A 20,701-nucleotide genomic window follows, 5' to 3' on the forward strand; every position below is an offset into this window, starting at 1 on the left:
CTCTTGCACCATCGGGCATTTTCACCGCATCACCGTGCCATATAACAGTCTGTCCAGTTCCCTCACATCCCCTTCCCGGCTGTCTGGTAAGGTTGGCGGGATTTCTCCTCTCTCCAGTTCGGCGCGGATAAACGTATGTAACAATGGACGACGCGGACCATACTCCGCCTCACCTGATCGCTGTTTGCGCGCCAGCAATTCGTCGATTTCATGACGCAATGGTGCATCCAGTTCACTTCCCGCCAGCAGCTCGGCAAAACGCATCGGCGGTACGCCCTTGCCCGCTTCCACCCAACGCACCGCCAACAGGGGTCGCAGAACGTAGAAGTACTTCTTCAATCGCACGTCGTCACCCTGCAAATAACCACGGAAGTTTTTCCGCGCCATCGAGTAGTAGTGCCAGCGAGCACGCAGCGGTGAAAACCATTCAGGCACCAACGCTTTCAGCGCCGACACGGTCGCGTCATCCTGCTGATAGACCACCGGCGAATCCAGCCACTCAATAAGCGTCGGGTTTGCGCCTTTAAGTAACCTCAGCGCCTTGCGCCATTCCCAGCCGCACACGTCCAGCTCATCATCTATCGGCAGCTCGATAACATCACGTGGCGCTTCGACCCGCAGATACCATTCAGGGGGATGAACATAGAGAAATCGCACGTCGTAATCGCTGTCCGGCGAGGCAAATCCCCAGCCACGGCTACCGGACTCACAGGCATACAGCACCCTGACGCCATAGCGCCGCTCAACCTCTTTTAGCTGGCGCACTACCCGTTCGCGCATTGCGCCGTCCACTGTGTTGTCGCTCATTATTCTTATCCTTTTATGTTCACAAGACCGTGCAACACCTGGTCCAGGCCACCGAATACCGAGATTTTATCGATCCGTTCCGCGACTCTTTCGAGGGTTTCCAGTTCTTTTAAGCGCAGCGCTACCGGGTTGTTTTCCATCACTTTTGCAGTATTCAACAGCGATCGCGTGGCGGCAGTCTCTTCACGACGTCGGATCACGTTGGCCTGGGCGGATTTTTCCGCTTCAACCAGTTGCGACAAAATAGCCTTCATATCGCCGGGCAGGACAATATCCTTCACCCCCAACGAAGCCACCTCGATACCAAACGGCGTCATGCGGGTTTTCACCTGCGCGCTCACCACTTCATCGATCACCTGCTTATCTTCCAGCAGTTCGTCCAGCGTGCGTGTTCCCACCGCTTCACGCAGCGCAAACTGCAATTCACGGTAAAGGTGATCCAGCGGTTTAGTCAGTTGACCAAATGCCAGCAACACATCGCTATAACGCCAGTTCGCCGCCAGGTTTAAACGCAGGTTGACCTTATCTTTGGTCAGGATCTCCTGGCCGCCAACCTCCAGCACCTGCAAACGGGTATCCACAACTTCCGCTTCAATCAGATGGTTTACCTTCCAGTATGCTGTTAACCCCGGCGGCAACAGCGCCTGAGTTTCGCCATCAATTTTCAGTACACCGACGTGCCACGCCGGAACCTGCACCGTTAAGATTGCTTCGCGACCTTTTACCGCACCGCTGCGACGGGGCTGTAACACTGCATTCATGACGTCCGTTGGCACCTGAACCTCGCGCGTATCCATACGTACCAGCGTTAACGCTTCGTCGGCTCTCCAGTACAGACGACGCGTTGCCGGTGGCAGGATCTCCTGCAAAACGCCATTGACATACAACGCCACGGCTTCGGTATCCGTCGTATCCGCGACCAGGCAGAAACGCTCCACCCACTCGGGCTGAAAGCGACGTAAATACTCCGCCAGCGTCTCAGGTATTTCACTGCCATCGGTATTTACCACCAGAACGTCAGGTGTGTTAAACCACGGTAAACGGTGTTCACCTGCATTCAGCACCTGATAGTAGTCACCCTGTCGGGATAACAGGCCAAGCTGGCCTTTACGAATAGTGATTTTCTTCATCATTTTTTATTCCTTATTGTGAGCCAGGCGCGGGTGCAGGGGCGAAGCGGCAGGGGAATTCCCTTTTGCCTGCCGCACGGCATCTTTACCGGCAGCCTGTTCTGGAGCGTGCTAACTGCGCATTGCTCCGTTTTATTTCTATGATTAACAACCAGTTTCATTGGGAGAATGAATCGGGAATCGAACCCGTTTGGTGGTCATCGGCTGACGGAACGCGCCCGGAAAACAGCCTGTGCCGTTCCTGACGTGCCGGCGGGGTTTAACCCCCTGCGCTTTCAGCGTGATTGACGCAAGTGTTATTGCCAGAAGCGTGCCAGGAATTAAAAGCGGCATGAATAATTTTTAATTACTTGATTTTCATGATTTTAATTATTTACACCAATAATGGCGGTTGTCTCGTTGGGTTAAATTTTTTATCTTTTATTCTCTTATTTATCTTTTTGGATAAACCATGCAGAAGCGACGGGTAGTGATTGGCGTACTGGGAACGGTGCTCGATAAGCGCGGCAAGCGGGCCAATCGGTTTAAGAAGTGGCGACCCACGGTTGGGCTATGCCAACAACCCGATTTCCCTGTCGACAGACTGGAGCTCCTCCACCAGCCACGCGATGAGAGCATGGCGCAACGGTTGATTGAAGACGTCGCGCTGCTTTCGCCGCGCACCAAAGTCCGCCCGCATGCCGTCACCATTAACGATCCGTGGGACTTTGAAGAGGTCTACGCCGCCTTCCTCGACTTTGCCACGCATTATGAATTTGATACGGAAAACGAAGAGTATCTGGTGCACATCACCACCGGGACTCACGTGGCACAAATCTGCTGGTTTTTGCTGACGGAAGCGCGCTACCTGCCCGCCAGCCTGCTGCAAAGCGGCCCGGCGCCACGCGGTTCATCAGATGAAGCCGTCGCCGCTGGCGTCTGCTCAGTTATCGATCTCGATTTAAGCCGCTATGCCACGCTCACCAGTCGTTTTCAGCGCGAACAGCAGCAGTCGGTCTCTTTTCTGAAAGCCGGGATTGATACGCGCAACGCCACCTTCAATAAACTGATCGATCGCATTGAGCGGGTAGCTCTGCGTTCGACCGACCCGATCCTGCTCACCGGCCCTACCGGCGCGGGCAAATCCTTCCTCGCGAAACGTATTTTTCAGCTACGCCAGTCGCGGCATCTGGTGGCGGGAAAACTGGTGGCGGTTAACTGCGCGACCCTGCGCGGTGACAATGCGATGTCCACGCTGTTTGGTCATGTGAAGGGGGCGTTTACCGGCGCGCTCACGGCGCGTAGCGGATTGCTGCGAGAAGCGGATGGCGGCGTGCTGTTTCTCGATGAGATCGCCGAGCTGGGGCTGGACGAGCAGGCCATGTTACTCAAAGCGATTGAAGAAAAAACCTTTTTCCCGTTTGGGTCGGACAAAGAAGTACACAGCGATTTTCAGCTGATTGCCGGCACCCATCGCGACATGCGGCAATGGGTCGCTGAGGGCCGTTTTCGCGAAGATCTCTACGCGCGGATCAACATGTGGTGCTTCGCCCTGCCCGGTCTCGCGCAGCGGCGGGAAGATATCGCCCCGAACGTCGAGTATGAGCTGCAACGTTTTTCCAGCAACAAGCAGACGCAAATCCGTTTCGATAAAGAGGCTCGAACTGCCTATCTGGCGTTTGCCTGCTCCCCACAGGCGCGATGGCGCGGCAATTTTCGCGAACTCAGCTCATCCATCGCGCGCATGGCGACACTTGCCGAACAAGGTCGCATTACCTTATCCCTTGTCGAAGAAGAGATTGCGCTGCTAAAGGAGAGTTGGCAGATAGCAAATCCGCAGCCTGAACTGAATATGGACATTGACCTGTTCGATCGCCGCCAACTGGAAACGGTGCTGGAAGTGTGCCGCCGTTGTGCGTCGCTGTCGGAAGCCGGACGCGAACTGTTCGCCGTCTCACGGCAGAAAAAAGCCAATCCTAACGATGCGGACCGCCTGCGCAAGTATTTGGCCCGCTTTGGACTAAGTTGGGAAAATCTCCGCAGCGCAACATGAACATAATTTGTTTGAATAATATTCCATCACGCGATAAACAATAACTATAGCCGGGCTCGATCCCGGCTTTTTTATAACAACACAACATCTTTAAATCGCAAGGAATACAACATGCTCGCTACTCTCACGCGGCTGTTCCCGTTATGGGCGCTGCTGCTCTCTGTTATTGCGTATTACACGCCCTCCACCTTTACGCCTGTTGGGCCATTTGTGCCGTCGTTACTGATGCTGATTATGTTCGGCATGGGCGTACACCTGAAGGTGGATGATTTTAAACGCGTACTCTCACGCCCAGCCCCGGTTGCGGCGGGTATCTTCCTGCACTATCTGGTGATGCCGCTCGCCGCATGGATTTTGGCGCTGGCTTTTAATATGCCGCCGGAATTGTCCGCAGGTATGGTGCTGGTCGGTAGCGTCGCCAGCGGAACGGCATCTAACGTAATGATCTACCTGGCGAAAGGCGATGTGGCGCTCTCCGTGACGATTTCATCGGTTTCAACCCTGGTCGGTGTTGTCGCCACGCCGCTGCTCACCCGTCTTTACGTCGACGCGCATATCCAGGTAGATGTGATGGGTATGCTGCTGAGCATTCTGCAGATCGTAGTTATTCCGATCGCTTTGGGCCTGGTCATTCATCATCTGTTCCCACGCGTCGTAAAAACCGTAGAAGCGTATCTGCCCGCGTTTTCTATGGTGTGCATTCTGGCGATTATCAGCGCTGTTGTGGCAGGTTCTGCGTCGCACATTGCGTCGGTCGGCTTTGTGGTGATTATCGCCGTTATTCTGCATAACACCATTGGTCTGCTTGGCGGCTACTGGGGCGGGAAACTGTTCGGCTTTGATGAATCCACCTGCCGCACACTGGCGATTGAAGTCGGCATGCAGAACTCCGGCCTCGCCGCTGCGCTGGGCAAAATCTACTTCGGTCCGCTCGCTGCCCTGCCCGGCGCGTTGTTCTCCGTCTGGCACAACCTTTCAGGTTCGCTGCTTGCGGGTTACTGGTCCGGGAAGGCGATTACTGAAAAGCGAAGCGCTATAAAACAAAACTGATCGCGTATAAATGGAGGGTCACCCTCCATTTATTTAAATATTCCTTTGAACCCCATCACAAAACAACAAATACCAACACAAAACAAAATCTTAATTTATTCTTTTTATTTCAACTAATTAATAAACAAACCACATGCAAATGATAATTTATCTCGATCATTTAATGTTGATTTGTTTTGTTTTAGTTGGAATTATGACTTCACTACAACACAGATAACCCCTTTACCCTATCTTTGAGGCCGCTATGAAAAAAATTGCGATTATTGGAAGCAGTGGAGGCAACCTCTACAACCTGGGTGGCGCAGAGCCAGAGAAGTTACTCCAGGAAATCTATCAGCAGTGCGAAGCCGCAGGTGTGGAAGTTGCCGCCGTGCAGTTTATCGCGGCGGAAGCCTCGATGGATGTTGCCAAACCCCACACACCGGCATCCGTGTATGCATTAACCACAGAAAACCAACAAAAACCACAACGGATATTTCAGGGCAAACTCTCAGAGGTGAACGCTTCGGTGGTCGAAAGCGATCGCCAGATTGCTGAGATGATCCGTAGCGGCGCGATCGACGGGATCGTCGTGATGAGCGCCGATCCGGGAAAAGCGAACCACGAAGTCTTCACCGCAGCTGTTGAGATGAAAACACCGATCGTTGGCACCGGGGGAACGTCAATGGCGCTGGTGGCGGCAAAAGGGGCAAATGTCGTCGCAACCTCGGGTACGACCGGCACCACCAGCCGCACCCGCGCAGTCTCCTTCGTGGCGTCTCTGTGTAAACACTGGGGCGTTAAGTACAAGCCGCAGTTGGGTAGCGCTTCACCCTCCCAGGGTGGCTCCGGAAAGAGCCTGCTCAAACGCTTTAACATTCGCAGCATTATGATCCCTGCGCTGCCTGGCTTTATCGCGATGGCGATTGTTCTCGCCCTGAGCCACATTCCGGGTCTGGAAAAACTTAACGATATTTTTGAAATCCTGCTGAAAGGCCTGCCGGTATTGGTTGCCGTGCTGGCGGCAAAACAGATTTCTGAGCTGGATGAAGTCTCAATCGTTGCCGGGGTCGTCGCCGGGGTGCTGTCCGTCGAGGGGGGTCTGATCGGCGGGATAATCGGCGGTTTGATGGCCGGGATTTTCGTTCGTTGGCTGTTTGAATTATGCCTGAACTGGCGCTTTCCGATGACCACCGTCAACATCGTCGCCGGTGGGATTTCAGGTCTTGCCGCCGGGTTGATCATGCACTATCTGTTGAGTCCGCTGGCGTTGTCAGCAGGTAATTACATCAAACTGGCTATCGAAAGCACCCTGGCTTTCAGTCCTGTTCTTGCCGGACTGCTGGCGGGGCTGGTTATCTGGCCAGCCATCCTGGGTGGTGTCTATCACGCGGTCATCCTGCCGCTGGTTCTGCTGGAGATGGAAAAATCCGGCGTCAGCTTCCTCGGCGCAGTCGATATGGTGGGTCTGGTGATGGTTGCCGCAGGAATTAACCTTGCCAACGTTATCGCCCCTCGTGAAAAAAGTGAAGCCGCCGTCGCCACACCGGGGCTGCTTATTAACCTGGGTTTCGGAACCTTCGTGGAATCTGCCTATCCCTTCATGTTCGCCAACAAAATTGTCTTTGGCTCCGCCATTTTCTGGGCCGGAATGGGCGGCATGATGCTGGGCTTCTTTAACGTTAAAGGCGTGGCCTATGTTCCCGCTTTTGCCTCGCCGTTCTTGTCCAGCAATGCACTTCAGATGGCTATCGTGATGATCACAACAATGGCGATGACCTGCATTACCACCATTATTGCTAACCGTTTTAAGGCTGTCGTACAGAGCGAACCCGCAGCGTCAGCCCGTTAATTAATGCACCAACACCAGAGGTACACCATGTTTAAAGGCGATATGAATAAAAAACGCGCCAAAGCGTTACAGAAAGTGAAAGACGCCATTGCGCTCCACGGCGGACAAACCATCCTCAGTACCGGGATTACTGGCGACGATGCGCGTCTGGCGAAAGCGGTGTGTGAGGCAGGCGTTAAGCTGCTGGAACCAAACCACCCGGCACTGGCGCTGGCGCGTGGACACAAAGGCGTGAGCAATATGCATGCAGCAGAGCAGATCCGCCATGAAATCACCAACAGCCAAATGGCTGAAGCGGTACACGGCGTGCGTAACGTGGTTCCTGACGATATTTTCATTACCGTGGGTATTGCGGGGGGTTTTACCGAAACCTTGCCCGTGCCGCTTAGTGACACTGAGATTCTGGAGATTGCCCGTGCCGGAGCCGATGGTTTACACACGCATAAATCCGACTGGGACGATCTACAGGATATCGTTAATCTCGCCCATCAATATGGTCTGACCGTTGACGCCTATATTGGTCACCCGGACGATCTGCATACTTTCGGTATTCCTGCGCGTACGCCGGAAGAGGTTTCCAGCGTGGCGAAGCGGATGCAGGAAATTGGCGTCGATATGATCGGCCTGATGACCGGTATGAGCTATGAAGGCGTAGCAGCAGGCGACATTCCACAGGCCATTAAAGACAGGCTGCGAGCGCTGGTTGGCGCGGTTGATGTGCCGACGCTGGCAGAAGGCGGTATTAACCTCGCCAACGCCAAAGCGTTTAAAGATACCGGAGTCAATATTCTGGTCGTCGGTACGGCAATCGACAATATGGTCTGCAACGCCGCCAAAGAGGCCGTCACACCGTTTATTGCTCAGTAAACTCAGAGGAAAGAGATATGTTGCTGGTGACCGATCTGGATGGAACGTTACTGACATCGCAGAAAACAATCAGCCCGCGCACGCGTCAGGCGCTGGTTGAGTTCCGCCAGCGTGGCGGTCTGCTGGCAGCCTGTTCCGCCAGGCCGGTCTCCTCCATGGTGCGCCTGTTACAACAGCAACAGGTAGATAAATTGTTTGCCTGGTGCGCCGGTTTTAATGGTGGGCAAATTCTGGAGATTGCGTCGCAGCATATTATTCATACTGCGGCACTCTCTTGCATGGACCTCCAGGAGATTGACCGATCTATTTCTCTTTCCTGCTACCCCCATCATTTTTTTAGCGCCGATGCTATTTATCATCGTGATGACCGACTCGTGGCACCATGGACGACTTATGAGGCCAACTTATTTGAACTACCCTTTATTTCGGCAACGCCTGAATATATTTTTAATCAGCATGATGTTTATAAAATCACATTAGTGGCAGAACAATCAAAAATAAATTCATTATGTACGGCAATGAATAATGAATTGCCCTGTGGTTATATGGCGACAATCACCGGGGGAAATTATATTGACATCCAACGTACTGAAATAAACAAAGGCTATGCTATAAACATGTTAAGGCAGCAGCTAAATATAGCGACCGAACAGGTTACGGCGATTGGCGATCAGCAGAACGATATCAGTATGTTTACCACTGCTAACATCGGTATCGCCATGGGCAATGCGCCTGATGCAGTAAAACAACACGCCACCTATGTGACGACCTCTAATGATGATGAAGGTATTGTCCGTGCGCTGGAGTGGTTGCGTTGCTTTGCGCATCCAGTTACCATGCGCCAAAGCACGACATTGGCGGAAAATAATGAACCCGATTAAAAGAAGAAAACATATTCTTGATGAATTAAATAAGTTCGGTGAAGTCACAGTCATCAAATTATCGGAAACGCTAAAAGTTACATCAGAGACCATTCGCCGTGACCTCTCGATACTGGAGTCCGAAGGACAAATTACCAAAATCCATGGAGGGGCTGTCAAAAAACAGGTCGTTCAGGAAGATGAGTTTGGCGCCCGTATAGATATACACCGCGATGAAAAAATGGCAATTGGTAAAATTGCCGCCACGATGGTTAGCGAACGCGACACATTGTTTATTGACTCCTGTACGACTAACTTAATTCTTGCTGAACTATTACCCCCACTCGCTTATTCTGTTATTACCAACTCAGCGTTAATTGCGGATAAAATTAAAGAGCATAATCTTCAGGCCCGCGTTTACGTCTTAGGTGGCGAATATGACTACCATTTTCGCGCCAATCTCGGTGTCTCGGTTTGTCAGCAAATTAACGCCATTCACGCCGATATCTGCTTCATTGGCGCAGGTGGGATTTCGCCTCAGCATGGAGTGCTGGTAAAAAGTTTTGATGAAGCGTACGTGGCGAAGTCCATGATTGCCATGAGCAAAAAAGCGGTAATTCTCGCCGACCATACCAAATTTGGTCAGGATGGGGTGATGTGTATCGCCACGTTAAAAGAAATCGATAGCATCATCACAGATAAAGGATTCAAAACAACGGGTTATACCCAGCAGGACTTTGGCGGAAAATTGCGTATTGCCTATTGAGCGCTATCAGGCTGGCCAGGATTACCGTACACTGAGAATATCGGCTAACAGAGGGCACCCGTATGGCACTCCCCCGCATTACCCAAAAAGAGATGACCGAGCGCGAACAGCGTGAACTGAAAACGCTGCTCGACCGCGCGCGCATTGCGCATGGTCGACTGCTGACCAACGCTGAGACCAACAGCATCAAGAAAGAGTACATCGATAAGCTGATGGCCTTGCGCGAAGCCGAAGCTAAAAAAGCCCGCCAGTTGAAGAAAAAGCAGGCTTATAAACCGGATTCAGAGGCGTCATTCTCCTGGTCGGCGAATACGCCAACGCGCGGCAGACGTTAACGTCCTTTCTTCTTACGCCCCGGCGAGGTAAAACGCTTGCCGTTTGCCGCCGGGCGCGATTTCTCTTTCTCCGCCGATTTTTCGATTTTCACTACCGGGCGCTTGATGCCTGCGGTGGCGGCTTTTGGCTTCGCTTTCGCCTTCGGTTTAGCTTCTGAAGAAGAATTCTCAATCAGCTTGAACAGTTCGATCAGTTCATCCCCCGTCAGGTCACGCCATTCGCCCAGCGGCAGACCGGACAAACTCACGTTCATGATGCGCGTGCGCTCAAGCTTCGTCACTTCATAACCAAAGTGCTCACACATACGGCGGATCTGGCGGTTCAGCCCCTGAATCAGCGTGATGCGAAACACAAACGGCGCTTCTTTCTTGACCTTACATTTCTTGGTAACGGTACCGAGGATTGGCACACCGGCTCCCATCCCACGAATAAAGTCGTCGGTTACGGGCTTATCGACCGTCACCAGATACTCTTTTTCGTGATCGTTACCGGCACGCAGGATTTTATTCACCAGGTCGCCGTGGTTGGTCAGAAAGATAAGTCCCTGAGAATCTTTGTCCAGGCGGCCAATGGGAAACACGCGCTTGCTGTGATTAACGAAATCCACAATGTTGTCGCGTTCGCTGTCTTCGGTGGTGCTGACAATCCCTACCGGCTTGTTCAGCGCGATAAAAACCAGATCTTCCGCTTCACGCGGCTCAATCAACCGACCATTCACTTTCACGACGTCGCCAGGCATCACCTGATCGCCAATGGTGGCGCGTTTGCCATTCAGGAAGACATTCCCTTGTTCGATAAAGCGATCCGCCTCGCGGCGCGAGCAGATTCCGCTTTCACTGATGTATTTATTTAATCGGATGGATGAGTCGGGCAGCATAATTTCTCCTGTATACACTTCATCCTTCAAGCCGTCTCTGCGTTGGCTGCCCTCACTCACCCTGGTCACATAGTTATCTATGCTCCCAGGAATTCGTTCCCTTGCCGCCTTGATACAACTTGAATGCTTTTGTGTATTAAAAGCGAAATATACCTTACCTTGCGGGCGATAAAAATAATCGTGCGCGAATGCCCGAGGGCTATTTGTGATCCGTCACACCTTTAGACACAAAAGTGGCGACCAGGAAGTGGCGCAACTTTGTTATCCGAAAATGAACAGAATCAATGCATTAGCAATGCGAGCACAAATGTGCCAACAACGATCTATCGGCGCATCAAATGTGCAGCACAAATCGCCGTTTCAGACCGCTTAAATAAGAGAAAATTGCTTTGAACTCCCACATTGATGAGGTTATATCAGATCAAGAAGATAATTTCGTGATTTGCACAAATGTGCAGGAGTTCAAAAATGGCGATGGAAAACAGCGATGATATTCGCCTGATCGTAAAAATAGCCCAGCTGTATTACGAACAGGATATGACACAAGCGCAAATCGCTCGCGAACTGGGGATTTATCGCACCACCATCAGTCGCTTGCTAAAGCGTGGGCGCGAGCAGGGTATCGTCACCATTGCCATTAATTACGACTTCAACGAAAACCTGTGGCTGGAACAGCAGCTAAAACAGAAATTTGGCCTGAAAGAGGCGGTCGTCGTCTCCTGCGACAACGAACAGGAAGATGAACAGCTTAATATGATGGGCGTACACGGGGCGCAGTTACTGGAGCGCTTACTGGAACCCGGCGACATTATTGGTTTTTCATGGGGGCGTGCGGTACGGGGACTGGTTGAAGGATTATCCCCTGCCAGTCAGTCACGCCAGCTTATTTGCGTGCCGATTATTGGCGGGCCGTCCGGCAAGCTTGAAAGCCGCTACCACGTCAATACGCTGACCTACGGCGCAGCAGCAAAGCTCAAGGGGGAATCGCATCTGGCCGATTTCCCGGCGCTGCTGGAGAACCCGCTCATTCGCAATGGCATTATGCAGTCCCAACATTTCAAATCGATTTCCGCCTACTGGGATAATCTGGACGTCGCGCTGGTCGGGATTGGCTCTCCGGCGATAAGAGATGGCGCCAACTGGCACGCCTTTTACGGCAGCGAAGAGAGTGATGACCTGCATGCCCGTCAGGTAGCCGGAGATATTTGCTCACGCTTTTATGATATCAACGGCGTGACGGTAGAGACCGGTATGAGTGAAAAAACACTCTCCATCGAAACCAATAAATTAAAGCAGGCGCGTTACTCCATCGGCATTGCCATGGGGGAAGAAAAACTGAGTGGAATACTTGGTGCATTACGTGGAAATTATATTAACGGTTTAGTTACCAACAGCCATACTGCTGAATTATTGTTGAAGTAAATATATTCGAATGGGTCCTGACATAATTTATTTTATGTGGGAGCCCCTTATCTGAAATTGGGAGTTAATTATGCAAACGTGGTTAAATCTGCAGGATAAAGTCATTATTGTTACCGGCGGCGCATCCGGTATTGGGCTAGCGATTGTTGAAGAGTTATTAGCACAGGGCGCGAATGTGCAAATGGCGGATATTCATGGTGGTGAAGGTCAATATGAAGGCCATAGTGGATATCATTTCTGGCCGACAGATATTTCCAGCGTCAAAGAAGTTAATCATACCGTTACCGAAATTATCCACCGCTATGGACGTATTGATGGTTTGGTGAATAACGCAGGCGTTAATTTCCCGCGCCTGCTGGTCGATGAAAAAGCCCCCGCCGGGCAATTTGAACTCAATGAAGCCGCTTTTGAAAAAATGGTCAATATCAACCAGAAAGGTGTGTTCTTAATGTCGCAAGCAGCGGCACGCCAAATGGTAAAACAGCGTAACGGCGTGATTGTGAATGTCTCTTCAGAAAGCGGGCTGGAAGGCTCTGAGGGGCAAAGTTGCTATGCCGCCACCAAGGCCGCACTGAATAGCTTCACCCGCTCGTGGTCAAAAGAGCTGGGTAAACACGGGATTCGTGTGGTTGGCATTGCGCCTGGCATCCTGGAAAAAACCGGTCTGCGCACCCCAGAGTATGAAGAAGCGCTGGCCTGGACCCGCAACATCACCGTCGAACAGTTGCGTGAGGGTTATACCAAAAACGCGATCCCGATTGGTCGGGCAGGAAGGCTGGCGGAAGTGGCTGATTTTGTTTGTTATCTGCTGTCAGAGCGCGCCAGTTATATTACCGGAGTAACCACTAACATTGCGGGCGGGAAAACGCGCGGTTAAGGAGGTTTTATGGTCAATGCAATCTTCTGCGCCCACGGCAATCTGGCCTGCGCCATGCTGGAATCGGTACAGATGGTCTACGGCGAGGCCAACGTCGTAGCGGTGGCATTTGTTCCGGGAGAGAACGCCAGCGACATTGCGGAAAAGCTGAAAAAGTTAGTGAGCGCCAACTACGATGGTGAATGGCTGATTGCCGTCGATCTACAGTGCGGCAGTCCATGGAATGCCGCCGCAACGCTGGCAATGCAAAACCCCGCCATACGCGTTATTAGCGGATTGTCTCTGCCTTTGGCGCTGGAACTCGTCGATAACCAAAGCAGTATGAATGTGGATGAACTGTGTGAACACCTGACGACCATTGCTCAACAAACCTGTGTCGTCTGGCAACATCTGGCAACGACCGAAGAGGATTTCTGATGAACATTACCCTTGCTCGTATTGATGACCGCTTGATCCACGGTCAGGTCACTACCGTCTGGTCAAAGGTAGCGAATGCCCAACGGATTATTATCTGCAATGACGACGTTTATCACGATGAAGTTCGCCGAACATTATTACGCCAGGCCGCCCCGCCGGGGATGAAGGTCAACGTCGTGAATATCGAAAAGGCAGTCGCGGTTTACCATAATCCGCAATATCAGGACGAAACCGTTTTTTATCTTTTTACCCGTCCGCAAGATGCCCTGGCAATGGTAAAACAAGGGGTAAAAATTGCCACGTTAAATATTGGCGGCATGGCCTGGCGACCCGGTAAAAAACAATTAACCAAAGCGGTCTCATTAGATGACGACGATATTCATGCTTTTCATGAGTTAGCTAAATTAGGCGTTTCGCTGGATTTACGCGTCGTCGCATCAGACCCATCAATTAATATTCTTGAAAAAATAAAAGAACAATCGCTCGCTGAATAAATAAAAACGCCTGTGTATTTATGCTGTAACAGGCAGGGATGATCACATTCACAAGGTGACATATTATGGAAATAAGTACCCTACAAATTATCGCCATATTTCTATTTTCCTGTATTGCCGGAATGGGCAGCGTGCTGGATGAGTTCCAGACCCACCGCCCGCTCATCGCCTGTACCGTTATCGGCCTGATCCTCGGTGATTTAAAAACCGGGATTATGCTCGGCGGCACGCTGGAGTTAATCGCTCTGGGTTGGATGAACGTTGGCGCTGCACAGTCTCCCGATTCGGCACTCGCCAGTATTATCTCCGCCATTCTGGTGATTGTCGGGCAACAGAGTATCGCCACCGGTATCGCCATCGCTCTGCCAGTCGCGGCAGCAGGCCAGGTACTGACGGTATTCGCCCGTACCATCACCGTGGTGTTCCAGCACGCGGCGGATAAAGCCGCCGAAGATGCCCGCTTTCGCACCATCGATTTGCTGCACGTTTCCGCTCTGGGCGTACAGGCGCTGCGCGTCGCCATTCCGGCGCTGATTGTCTCGCTGTTTGTCAGCGCGGATATGGTCAGCAACATGCTGAATGCCATTCCGGAATTCGTCACCCGCGGGCTGCAGATTGCCGGAGGATTTATCGTGGTGGTCGGTTACGCCATGGTGCTGCGCATGATGGGCGTGAAGTACCTGATGCCCTTCTTCTTCCTCGGATTTATCGCCGGGGGTTACCTCGATTTAAGTCTGCTGGCCTTTGGCGGCGTGGGCGTGATTATCGCGCTGGTCTACATCCAGTTGAACCCACAGTGGCGTAAGGCTGAACCGCAGGCGCAAGCCCCCTCTTCTCAAGCCCTCGACCAGCTTGACGACTAACGGAGCCCATCATGGAACAGAAAAAACTGACCAAATCCGACCTGTTTAGCATGTTTGTTCGCTCCAACCTGCAACAGGCGTCATTCAACTTCGAGCGCATTCATGGGCTGGGCTTTTGCTACGACATGATCCCCGCCATCAAGCGCTTGTATCCACTGAAAGAGGATCAGGTTGCCGCACTCAAACGCCACCTGGTGTTCTTCAATACCACCCCTGCCGTTTGCGGTCCGGTGATTGGCGTCACCGCCGCAATGGAGGAAGCACGCGCCAACGGTGCGGAAATTGACGATGGCGCGATCAACGGCATCAAAGTCGGCCTGATGGGCCCGCTGGCCGGTGTTGGCGATCCGCTGGTATGGGGTACGCTGCGCCCGATTACCGCCGCGCTTGGCGCCTCTTTAGCGCTCTCCGGCAACATTCTCGGCCCACTATTATTCTTCTTTATTTTCAATGCGGTACGCCTGGCAATGAAGTGGTACGGCTTACAGCTTGGCTTTCGTAAAGGCGTCAATATCGTCAGCGACATGGGCGGCAATCTGCTGCAAAAACTGACCGAAGGGGCATCGATTCTCGGCCTGTTTGTGATGGGAGTACTGGTCACCAAATGGACCAGCATCAACGTGCCGCTGGTGATATCGCAAACGCCTGGGGCTGATGGCACCACTGTCACCATGACCGTGCAGAACATTCTCGACCAGCTTTGCCCCGGCCTGCTGGCGCTGGGTCTGACGCTGCTGATGGTGCGTCTGCTTAATAAGAAAATTAATCCGGTATGGCTGATCTTCGCCCTGTTTGGCCTGGGGATTATCGGTAACGCACTGGGCTTTCTGTCCTGATTTTTCGCCCCGATGAGAAGTCGGGGCTCCTGTCAAAACTGAGGTGGAACAATGAAAACAACAGCTTTACGCCTTTATGGTAAACGTGATCTGCGCCTGGAAACCTTCGACCTTCCTGAAATGCAGGATGACGAAATTCTGGCTTCCGTCGTGACGGACAGCCTGTGCCTCTCTTCCTGGAAAGAAGCGAATCAGGGTGAGAACCATAAAAAAGTACCGGACGATGTGGCCACCAACCCGATTATCATCGGCCACGAATTCTGTGGCGATATTATTGCCGTGGGAAAAAAATGGCAGCATAAGTTTCAGCCCGGCCAGCGCTATGTCATCCAGGCCAACCTGCAACTGCCGGATCGCCCGGACTGTCCGGGATACTCCTTCCCGTGGGTAGGCGGTGAAGCCACCCACGTCATTATTCCTGATGAAGTCATGGAACAAGACTGCCTGTTGGCCTACGAAGGCGAAACGTACTTTGAGGGTTCACTGGTAGAACCGCTTTCTTGCGTGATTGGCGCATTCAACGCCAACTATCACCTGCAGGAAGGCACTTATAACCATAAGATGGGTATTCGTCCGCAGGGACGAACGCTGATCCTCGGTGGCACCGGGCCGATGGGGCTGCTGGCGATCGACTACGCGCTGCATGGTCCGGTAAACCCGGCGTTGTTGGTGGTGACAGACACCAACAACGATAAGCTGAGCTACGCCCGCAAGCACTACCCATCAGAACCACAAACGTTGATCCACTATCTCCACGCCGAGGATGCGGCGTATGACACGTTGATGGCGCTGAGCGGCGGTCACGGGTTCGACGATATCTTTGTGTTTGTGCCGAACGAGCACCTGGTCACGCTGGCCTCTTCCCTGCTGGCAGCCGATGGCTGCATGAACTTCTTTGCCGGTCCGCAGGATAAACAGTTCAGCGCGCCAATTAATTTCTACGACGTGCACTACGCCTTCACTCATTACGTGGGGACATCTGGCGGCAATACCGACGATATGCGCATGGCGGTTAAACTTATTGAAGAGCAGAAAGTCCAGGCGGCAAAAGTGGTGACGCACATTCTGGGGCTGAATGCGGCAGGTGAAACCACGCTGGAACTGCCAAAAGTCGGTGGCGGGAAAAAACTGGTCTACACCGGCAAGGCCTTTCCGTTAACCGCACTCACCCAGATTGACGATCCAGCCTTACGTGACATCCTGGAACAACATCAAGGGATTTGGTCGCAGGAAGCCGAACAGTACGTATTGTCTCATGCCGGGGAGATTTAACATGATTAACCGCGACACTCAGCTGTGCATGTCGCTTGCCGGTCGCCCCGGCAACTTTGGCACGCGTTTTCACAATTATCTGTATGCAAAGTTAGGGTTAAATTTTATCTACAAAGCCTTTACTACGCAGGATATTGAGGCCGCAGTGAAAGGCGTTCGCGCACTCGGGATCCGCGGTTGCGCGGTCTCCATGCCGTTTAAAGAGAGCTGTATGCCGTTTCTGGATGCCATCGCCCCTTCCGCAAAAGTGATTGATTCCGTCAACACCATCGTCAATGACAGCGGCACGCTGACGGGATTTAACACCGACTATATTGCGGTAAAAAGCCTGATTACCAGCCACCAGCTTGATAACCGCGCACGCGTCATTATCCGCGGTAGCGGTGGAATGGGCAAAGCGGTCATCGCCGCGTTTCGCGATGCCGGTTTTCGTGATGTGATTATTGCCGCGCGCAATCGCGAGAGCGGCACTACGCTGGCAAAACAGTACGGTTTCCAGTGGCAGCCGCAGCCGGATGGAATTGCCTGCGATATTCTGGTCAACGTGACGCCCGTCGGCATGGCGGGCGGTAAAGAGAGTGATGCACTGGCCTACAGCGAAGCGATGGTTGCTGCCGCCAGCGTGGTGTTTGACGTGGTCGCCCTACCGCCGGAAACGCCGGTGATTAAGCTGGCGCAGAAGCTGGGTAAAAAAACCATCAGCGGCGCAGAGGTCATTGCCTTACAGGCGGTGGAGCAATTCGCCATGTACACCGGCGTGCGCCCGGATGACGCGCTGATTGCCGAAGCCGCAGAATTTGCGCGGGCGGGGTAAGAGAGCAGGAACAGAGCGCCGGGAATGGGCGCTCTAATAGCCATTAATCAGAAAATCAATCGCATCTCGAAGTTCTGCCCTGTTTGCGGTCAGATCTCCCACAAAGTTACCCACATTCTTCACAGGTATGCCTGTCATCATGTACGTCATCACCACATAGGCTTGCCCACCAATGCTAACAATCGGGCAAATTTTAGCTGGCGGGACTTCGTTGGGAAACTGGCTTAGCGCGATAACGGGTGCGACCAGTACATGCTGCAAAACAGCGGCTACCGGATGCTGTAAGCTAATTAAAAACGGATAAATGCTTTTTCCACTTCCTGTATTCTCATAAGCGCAATACTGCTCCATCAGAATGTCCTTTGAAAATCACTGAACGAACCGTTTTCTTCCACCCATTGATTTAATGCTTCTATCGATTTTTTATTATCCCGCAACCATTCTTCGCGTTTGTTCTCGCGAAATTTTTCGATTAGGGCTTCGGTTAAAACCGCTGACAGATTGATTTTAAGCTTGCGCGCCTCTTCCAGGATCTCTGGAGCCAGAGAGACATTAACTGATTTTTTTACCTTAGACATACTGCGCATGATAACCCCCATAGCAGTGCGCATGACATACCTAAGGTTAGCGTAATAAGCGAGCATTTCCTATTCCCCGACCAGCAAATCATCATGTCACACTAAGATGGTTGCACAGGTCTGTCACGCCCCGAAGAAGAAGTCTGCGAGGCGCTTTCCAGATTAGTTTAGGGAGTCGCTGACAAACAATTGCTGGTCAGCTTTCGCTTCCAAATGCGCCAGCGCGGGAATCAACTGGCTGATGTTTACCAGACTGTGTCCTAACTGGCATATGCTCTCATACGCAAAATGTTCCTGACCTTCACCCGCCATTGTCAGCAGGCTTTCGCCCATAAAATTCAGCGTCTGGTACAACCCTGCCAGCGCCTCTTCACAGCCAAACGATAGCGCCAGATTTTCTTCGGTGGTGAGATGGCGACAATCAAGATGGCGAAACGCCTCGGCGAGTGGAGAATAAAGCAGATCGGCCTGTGGAATGGGAGAAGAAGACGCAAAACAGGCGTTAGTGGTACTATTAGCATCAGCCATAGCATTACCTCGTATAATGTTGTGGTAAGACGCCCTGATCGTGTTCCCGCACTTTCGGGGCGTTGTCATTTTTGGTGTGTGAGAGTAATGTGTCATCACACATACTCACACTACTCTTGTGTAATTAAGGTATCAACACACATGAACGAAAGAAGAGGCAATCCCCCGTTTCAATTCCGTCTGGATCCGGAACTGCGCAAAGCGATGGAAGAAGCACAGCGGCAGGCTGGCGATGAATCGTTGGCAGCCTGGATTAAACGTGTAATTAGAAAAGAGTTGAAGCAGAAAGGGATCGAAGTCTAGCGATCGGCATTCTGTATCGTTTTCTTGAGGTGTGCTTAGAGCGGGCTGCGGACATTGGTAAGGTCTTACTTACATCGTGGCGTTTTGAGCAGCTTTGAGCAGCAATAGTGCTGCCAGAGCGATGGTGACTCTTCCTTCCAGTAAACCAAAATAGCTCAACCACAAAAACCAATCCGTTTGATTTTTCGCCGCTTTAACGAAATAATCCTTATCAAATACATGGGATAAGGAACAAACGGAATGTTCACTCTTTACATGAGGTGGGATGCTGAGCGAGAACTGGCTCCAAGTGATATTCAGTTCATTCTATCGCCACGAGATGCGCTGGATATGGCGAGCATCTTTTACGAACTGGATTACCTGGAATATGACCAGCGCAACCGCATTCTGCCTCACAGCGTCCCGAAGCGACGGAGAGGGGTTTACCACCGATTCGCAACACAACCCTACAAACGCAAGCGTCTTACTGAATACGACGGACTCTATGATGAGGTGAAATGGAATCTGGAGCTCGGCTGGATGGTCGGCGTTAACACTAAGGAAAAATGGGATCACTTCCGCAATCCGTTCTATTTCGATGATGAAAGTAATCTGATTTATGACTGCTTTATGGACATCTACAGCGAGGGTTTTCAGCAGGCAGTGCGTCAAATCTACGAATATAGCCTCAACGAGCATCAAGGAAGGAAGCCGCCTCCGACAATTAAACATCACGATTCCGATGCCCCTATACAGCGCGCTCAGGCGGGTAAAACTATTAATAGTAAAGCAGCCGGGAGGCTTTTGGCGGCTGGCGGTATCTATAATGGCAACATTGAGGGATTCCATCAGGCGGCAGAACAACTCGGTGGTGATGCTCTAGCGGGTTACGATCAGGTCATGGACAACAAGGGATTACTCATTACTGCCGCTTCGGCAGCAGCCGCACTGACGATGGGAAAAATGCGGTTCCCTGAGCTGGATGAGTTTGAATATTTCGGGGCCAGGGGCACTTTCTCAGGAAGACCATTCGATCCAGAATTGGCTGGGGGCCCAATAGAAAACCTAACAACTGATGGTGTAATTATTACACACAAAGGGATAGCCACAGTTGAAAAGCACATATCTCGCTTTGGTCCTGACAGTGCCAATGATTTTATGGTTGATAGACTAAAAAAAGCCGCTAATGGCGAAATCACCCCTGAGCAAGTAGACTTAAATTACTACGCACATGAGTGTCGGGAATTCGAGCGCTACTGCAATTTAGGTTGGGAAACAGGTAGGCCAGTCGATGACATTGAAGCCCACACTCTGTGGAACAACACACATACAGCCACCCTTGAAGATTATAAGTTAAGCGGTGCCATAGAAGACCTATACCATCCGGACGCCCCATTATGGTAAATAATACTGAACTGAATATCCTGAAATTATTAGCTTCCAGAGACGATGTTAATTGGACTTGGTACAACCTTGATAGAGCAATGAGCATCAGAAAAATGGATGGCATTGGCAACGTTGCAAGGCTTGTCTCCAATCTATCAGAGGCCGGGTTAGTGGACATTGTTCCGGGAACAACTGGTGGGATGAATTATTATCGCGTATCTGAAAAGGGCCATAACTTACTGAATGATATTAACGAGCAACATCTGGTCGATTTACCATAACACCCGTTGCAAGGCTTACGTGAAAAGCCCGCATTCCAACTGCGGGCTTAAGGTGTAGTGGTCAACTAAGACGGATCACTGAGTTAGCGTTTTTT

Annotated in this window: 24 protein-coding genes; 18 read left to right on the top strand and 6 right to left on the bottom strand. The window is 51.7% G+C overall.

Going from position 1 to position 20,701, the window contains the following annotated elements:
• Window positions 1-21: 21 nt before the first annotated feature.
• Together I6L54_RS23450 and I6L54_RS23455 are read right to left on the bottom strand one after the other, a co-directional pair.
• Entirely contained in the window at window positions 22-807 is a 786-nt protein-coding gene (locus tag I6L54_RS23450; RefSeq protein WP_005120782.1) for a nucleotidyltransferase domain-containing protein, read from the bottom strand.
• Between the two features lie 5 nt (window positions 808-812).
• Window positions 813-1,940 (bottom strand): slipin family protein, encoded by a 1,128-nt coding sequence (locus I6L54_RS23455; protein ID WP_040229834.1) that lies wholly within the window; start codon window positions 1,938-1,940, stop codon window positions 813-815.
• A 448-nt stretch (window positions 1,941-2,388) separates the two neighbouring features.
• Here I6L54_RS23455 and rtcR point away from each other — a divergent pair, with 448 nt between their 5' ends.
• The 7 genes from rtcR to I6L54_RS23490 all read left to right on the top strand — a co-directional run bounded on the left by rtcR (window position 2,389) and on the right by I6L54_RS23490 (window position 9,678).
• Window positions 2,389-3,969: an RNA repair transcriptional activator RtcR gene (rtcR, locus tag I6L54_RS23460; protein WP_040229836.1), complete on the top strand. Its 1,581-nt coding sequence runs from the start codon at window positions 2,389-2,391 to the stop codon at window positions 3,967-3,969.
• Window positions 3,970-4,080: 111 nt separating this feature from the next.
• The gene (gene panS / locus I6L54_RS23465) at window positions 4,081-5,019 is read left to right on the top strand and encodes a ketopantoate/pantoate/pantothenate transporter PanS (RefSeq protein WP_040229837.1); all 939 of its coding nucleotides are present in this window, start codon (window positions 4,081-4,083) and stop codon (window positions 5,017-5,019) included.
• 244 nt (window positions 5,020-5,263) lie between these two features.
• Window positions 5,264-6,850, top strand: coding sequence for a hypothetical protein (locus tag I6L54_RS23470; protein ID WP_005132774.1), 1,587 nt, complete (start codon window positions 5,264-5,266; stop codon window positions 6,848-6,850).
• 27 nt (window positions 6,851-6,877) lie between these two features.
• Complete coding sequence (locus I6L54_RS23475) at window positions 6,878-7,717, top strand: beta/alpha barrel domain-containing protein (protein ID WP_005132775.1); 840 nt, start codon at window positions 6,878-6,880, stop codon at window positions 7,715-7,717.
• 17 nt (window positions 7,718-7,734) lie between these two features.
• Complete coding sequence (locus I6L54_RS23480) at window positions 7,735-8,598, top strand: Cof-type HAD-IIB family hydrolase (RefSeq protein ID WP_005132776.1); 864 nt, start codon at window positions 7,735-7,737, stop codon at window positions 8,596-8,598.
• Complete coding sequence (locus tag I6L54_RS23485; protein WP_005132777.1) at window positions 8,585-9,343, top strand: DeoR/GlpR family DNA-binding transcription regulator; 759 nt, start codon at window positions 8,585-8,587, stop codon at window positions 9,341-9,343. Before I6L54_RS23480 ends, I6L54_RS23485 begins: the two co-directional genes overlap by 14 nt.
• A 62-nt stretch (window positions 9,344-9,405) precedes the next feature.
• Entirely contained in the window at window positions 9,406-9,678 is a 273-nt protein-coding gene (locus I6L54_RS23490) for a YjbD family protein (protein WP_003031655.1), read from the top strand.
• Here the strand turns inward: I6L54_RS23490 and rluF are convergent.
• Entirely contained in the window at window positions 9,675-10,556 is an 882-nt protein-coding gene (rluF, locus tag I6L54_RS23495; protein WP_005132778.1) for a 23S rRNA pseudouridine(2604) synthase RluF, read from the bottom strand. The two genes, I6L54_RS23490 and rluF, sit on opposite strands and share 4 nt — an antisense overlap.
• A gap of 474 nt (window positions 10,557-11,030) precedes the next feature.
• Here rluF and I6L54_RS23500 point away from each other — a divergent pair, with 474 nt between their 5' ends.
• From I6L54_RS23500 to I6L54_RS23535, 8 genes are all read left to right on the top strand, one after another.
• Window positions 11,031-11,978 (top strand): sugar-binding transcriptional regulator, encoded by a 948-nt coding sequence (locus tag I6L54_RS23500; RefSeq protein ID WP_040229880.1) that lies wholly within the window; start codon window positions 11,031-11,033, stop codon window positions 11,976-11,978.
• Window positions 11,979-12,048: 70 nt separating this feature from the next.
• On the top strand, window positions 12,049-12,855 hold the full coding sequence (locus I6L54_RS23505) for an SDR family oxidoreductase (RefSeq protein ID WP_040229841.1): 807 nt from the start codon (window positions 12,049-12,051) through the stop codon (window positions 12,853-12,855).
• Window positions 12,856-12,864: 9 nt separating this feature from the next.
• Window positions 12,865-13,272 carry a mannose/fructose/sorbose PTS transporter subunit IIA gene (locus I6L54_RS23510; protein ID WP_040229845.1) on the top strand — a complete coding sequence of 136 codons (408 nt, stop codon included), beginning with the start codon at window positions 12,865-12,867 and terminating at the stop codon, window positions 13,270-13,272.
• Window positions 13,272-13,766: a PTS sugar transporter subunit IIB gene (locus I6L54_RS23515; RefSeq protein ID WP_040229846.1), complete on the top strand. Its 495-nt coding sequence runs from the start codon at window positions 13,272-13,274 to the stop codon at window positions 13,764-13,766. Before I6L54_RS23510 ends, I6L54_RS23515 begins: the two co-directional genes overlap by 1 nt.
• A 65-nt stretch (window positions 13,767-13,831) precedes the next feature.
• A complete protein-coding gene (locus tag I6L54_RS23520) occupies window positions 13,832-14,629 on the top strand; it encodes a PTS mannose/fructose/sorbose transporter subunit IIC (protein ID WP_040229849.1) in 798 nt (265 codons plus the stop codon).
• 11 nt (window positions 14,630-14,640) lie between these two features.
• Window positions 14,641-15,465 (top strand): PTS system mannose/fructose/sorbose family transporter subunit IID, encoded by an 825-nt coding sequence (locus tag I6L54_RS23525; protein ID WP_040229851.1) that lies wholly within the window; start codon window positions 14,641-14,643, stop codon window positions 15,463-15,465.
• A gap of 51 nt (window positions 15,466-15,516) precedes the next feature.
• Complete coding sequence (gene sorE / locus I6L54_RS23530; protein ID WP_040229852.1) at window positions 15,517-16,737, top strand: L-sorbose 1-phosphate reductase; 1,221 nt, start codon at window positions 15,517-15,519, stop codon at window positions 16,735-16,737.
• Between the two features lies 1 nt (window position 16,738).
• The gene (locus I6L54_RS23535) at window positions 16,739-17,551 is read left to right on the top strand and encodes a shikimate 5-dehydrogenase (RefSeq protein WP_040229854.1); all 813 of its coding nucleotides are present in this window, start codon (window positions 16,739-16,741) and stop codon (window positions 17,549-17,551) included.
• A 33-nt stretch (window positions 17,552-17,584) separates the two neighbouring features.
• Here I6L54_RS23535 and I6L54_RS23540 read toward each other — a convergent pair whose 3' ends face one another.
• From I6L54_RS23540 to I6L54_RS23550, 3 genes are all read right to left on the bottom strand, one after another.
• The gene (locus I6L54_RS23540; RefSeq protein ID WP_040229857.1) at window positions 17,585-17,902 is read right to left on the bottom strand and encodes a CcdB family protein; all 318 of its coding nucleotides are present in this window, start codon (window positions 17,900-17,902) and stop codon (window positions 17,585-17,587) included.
• The gene (locus I6L54_RS23545) at window positions 17,902-18,195 is read right to left on the bottom strand and encodes a type II toxin-antitoxin system CcdA family antitoxin (protein WP_040229861.1); all 294 of its coding nucleotides are present in this window, start codon (window positions 18,193-18,195) and stop codon (window positions 17,902-17,904) included. Before I6L54_RS23545 ends, I6L54_RS23540 begins: the two co-directional genes overlap by 1 nt.
• Window positions 18,196-18,291: 96 nt before the next feature.
• On the bottom strand, window positions 18,292-18,657 hold the full coding sequence (locus tag I6L54_RS23550; protein WP_005132806.1) for a hypothetical protein: 366 nt from the start codon (window positions 18,655-18,657) through the stop codon (window positions 18,292-18,294).
• 141 nt (window positions 18,658-18,798) lie between these two features.
• On the opposite strand from I6L54_RS23550, the gene I6L54_RS23555 reads away from it, so the two are divergent.
• The 3 genes from I6L54_RS23555 (at window position 18,799) to I6L54_RS23565 (ending at window position 20,606) form a co-directional block, all read left to right on the top strand.
• Entirely contained in the window at window positions 18,799-18,960 is a 162-nt protein-coding gene (locus tag I6L54_RS23555; protein WP_005132808.1) for a hypothetical protein, read from the top strand.
• Between the two features lie 240 nt (window positions 18,961-19,200).
• Entirely contained in the window at window positions 19,201-20,343 is a 1,143-nt protein-coding gene (locus tag I6L54_RS23560) for a DUF8093 domain-containing protein (protein ID WP_040229863.1), read from the top strand.
• A complete protein-coding gene (locus tag I6L54_RS23565; RefSeq protein WP_040229864.1) occupies window positions 20,337-20,606 on the top strand; it encodes a hypothetical protein in 270 nt (89 codons plus the stop codon). Before I6L54_RS23560 ends, I6L54_RS23565 begins: the two co-directional genes overlap by 7 nt.
• The last annotated feature ends 95 nt before the right edge of the window (window positions 20,607-20,701 follow it).

The sequence above is a fragment of the Citrobacter pasteurii genome, assembly GCF_019047765.1.
In the GTDB taxonomy this organism is placed as follows: domain Bacteria; phylum Pseudomonadota; class Gammaproteobacteria; order Enterobacterales; family Enterobacteriaceae; genus Citrobacter; species Citrobacter pasteurii.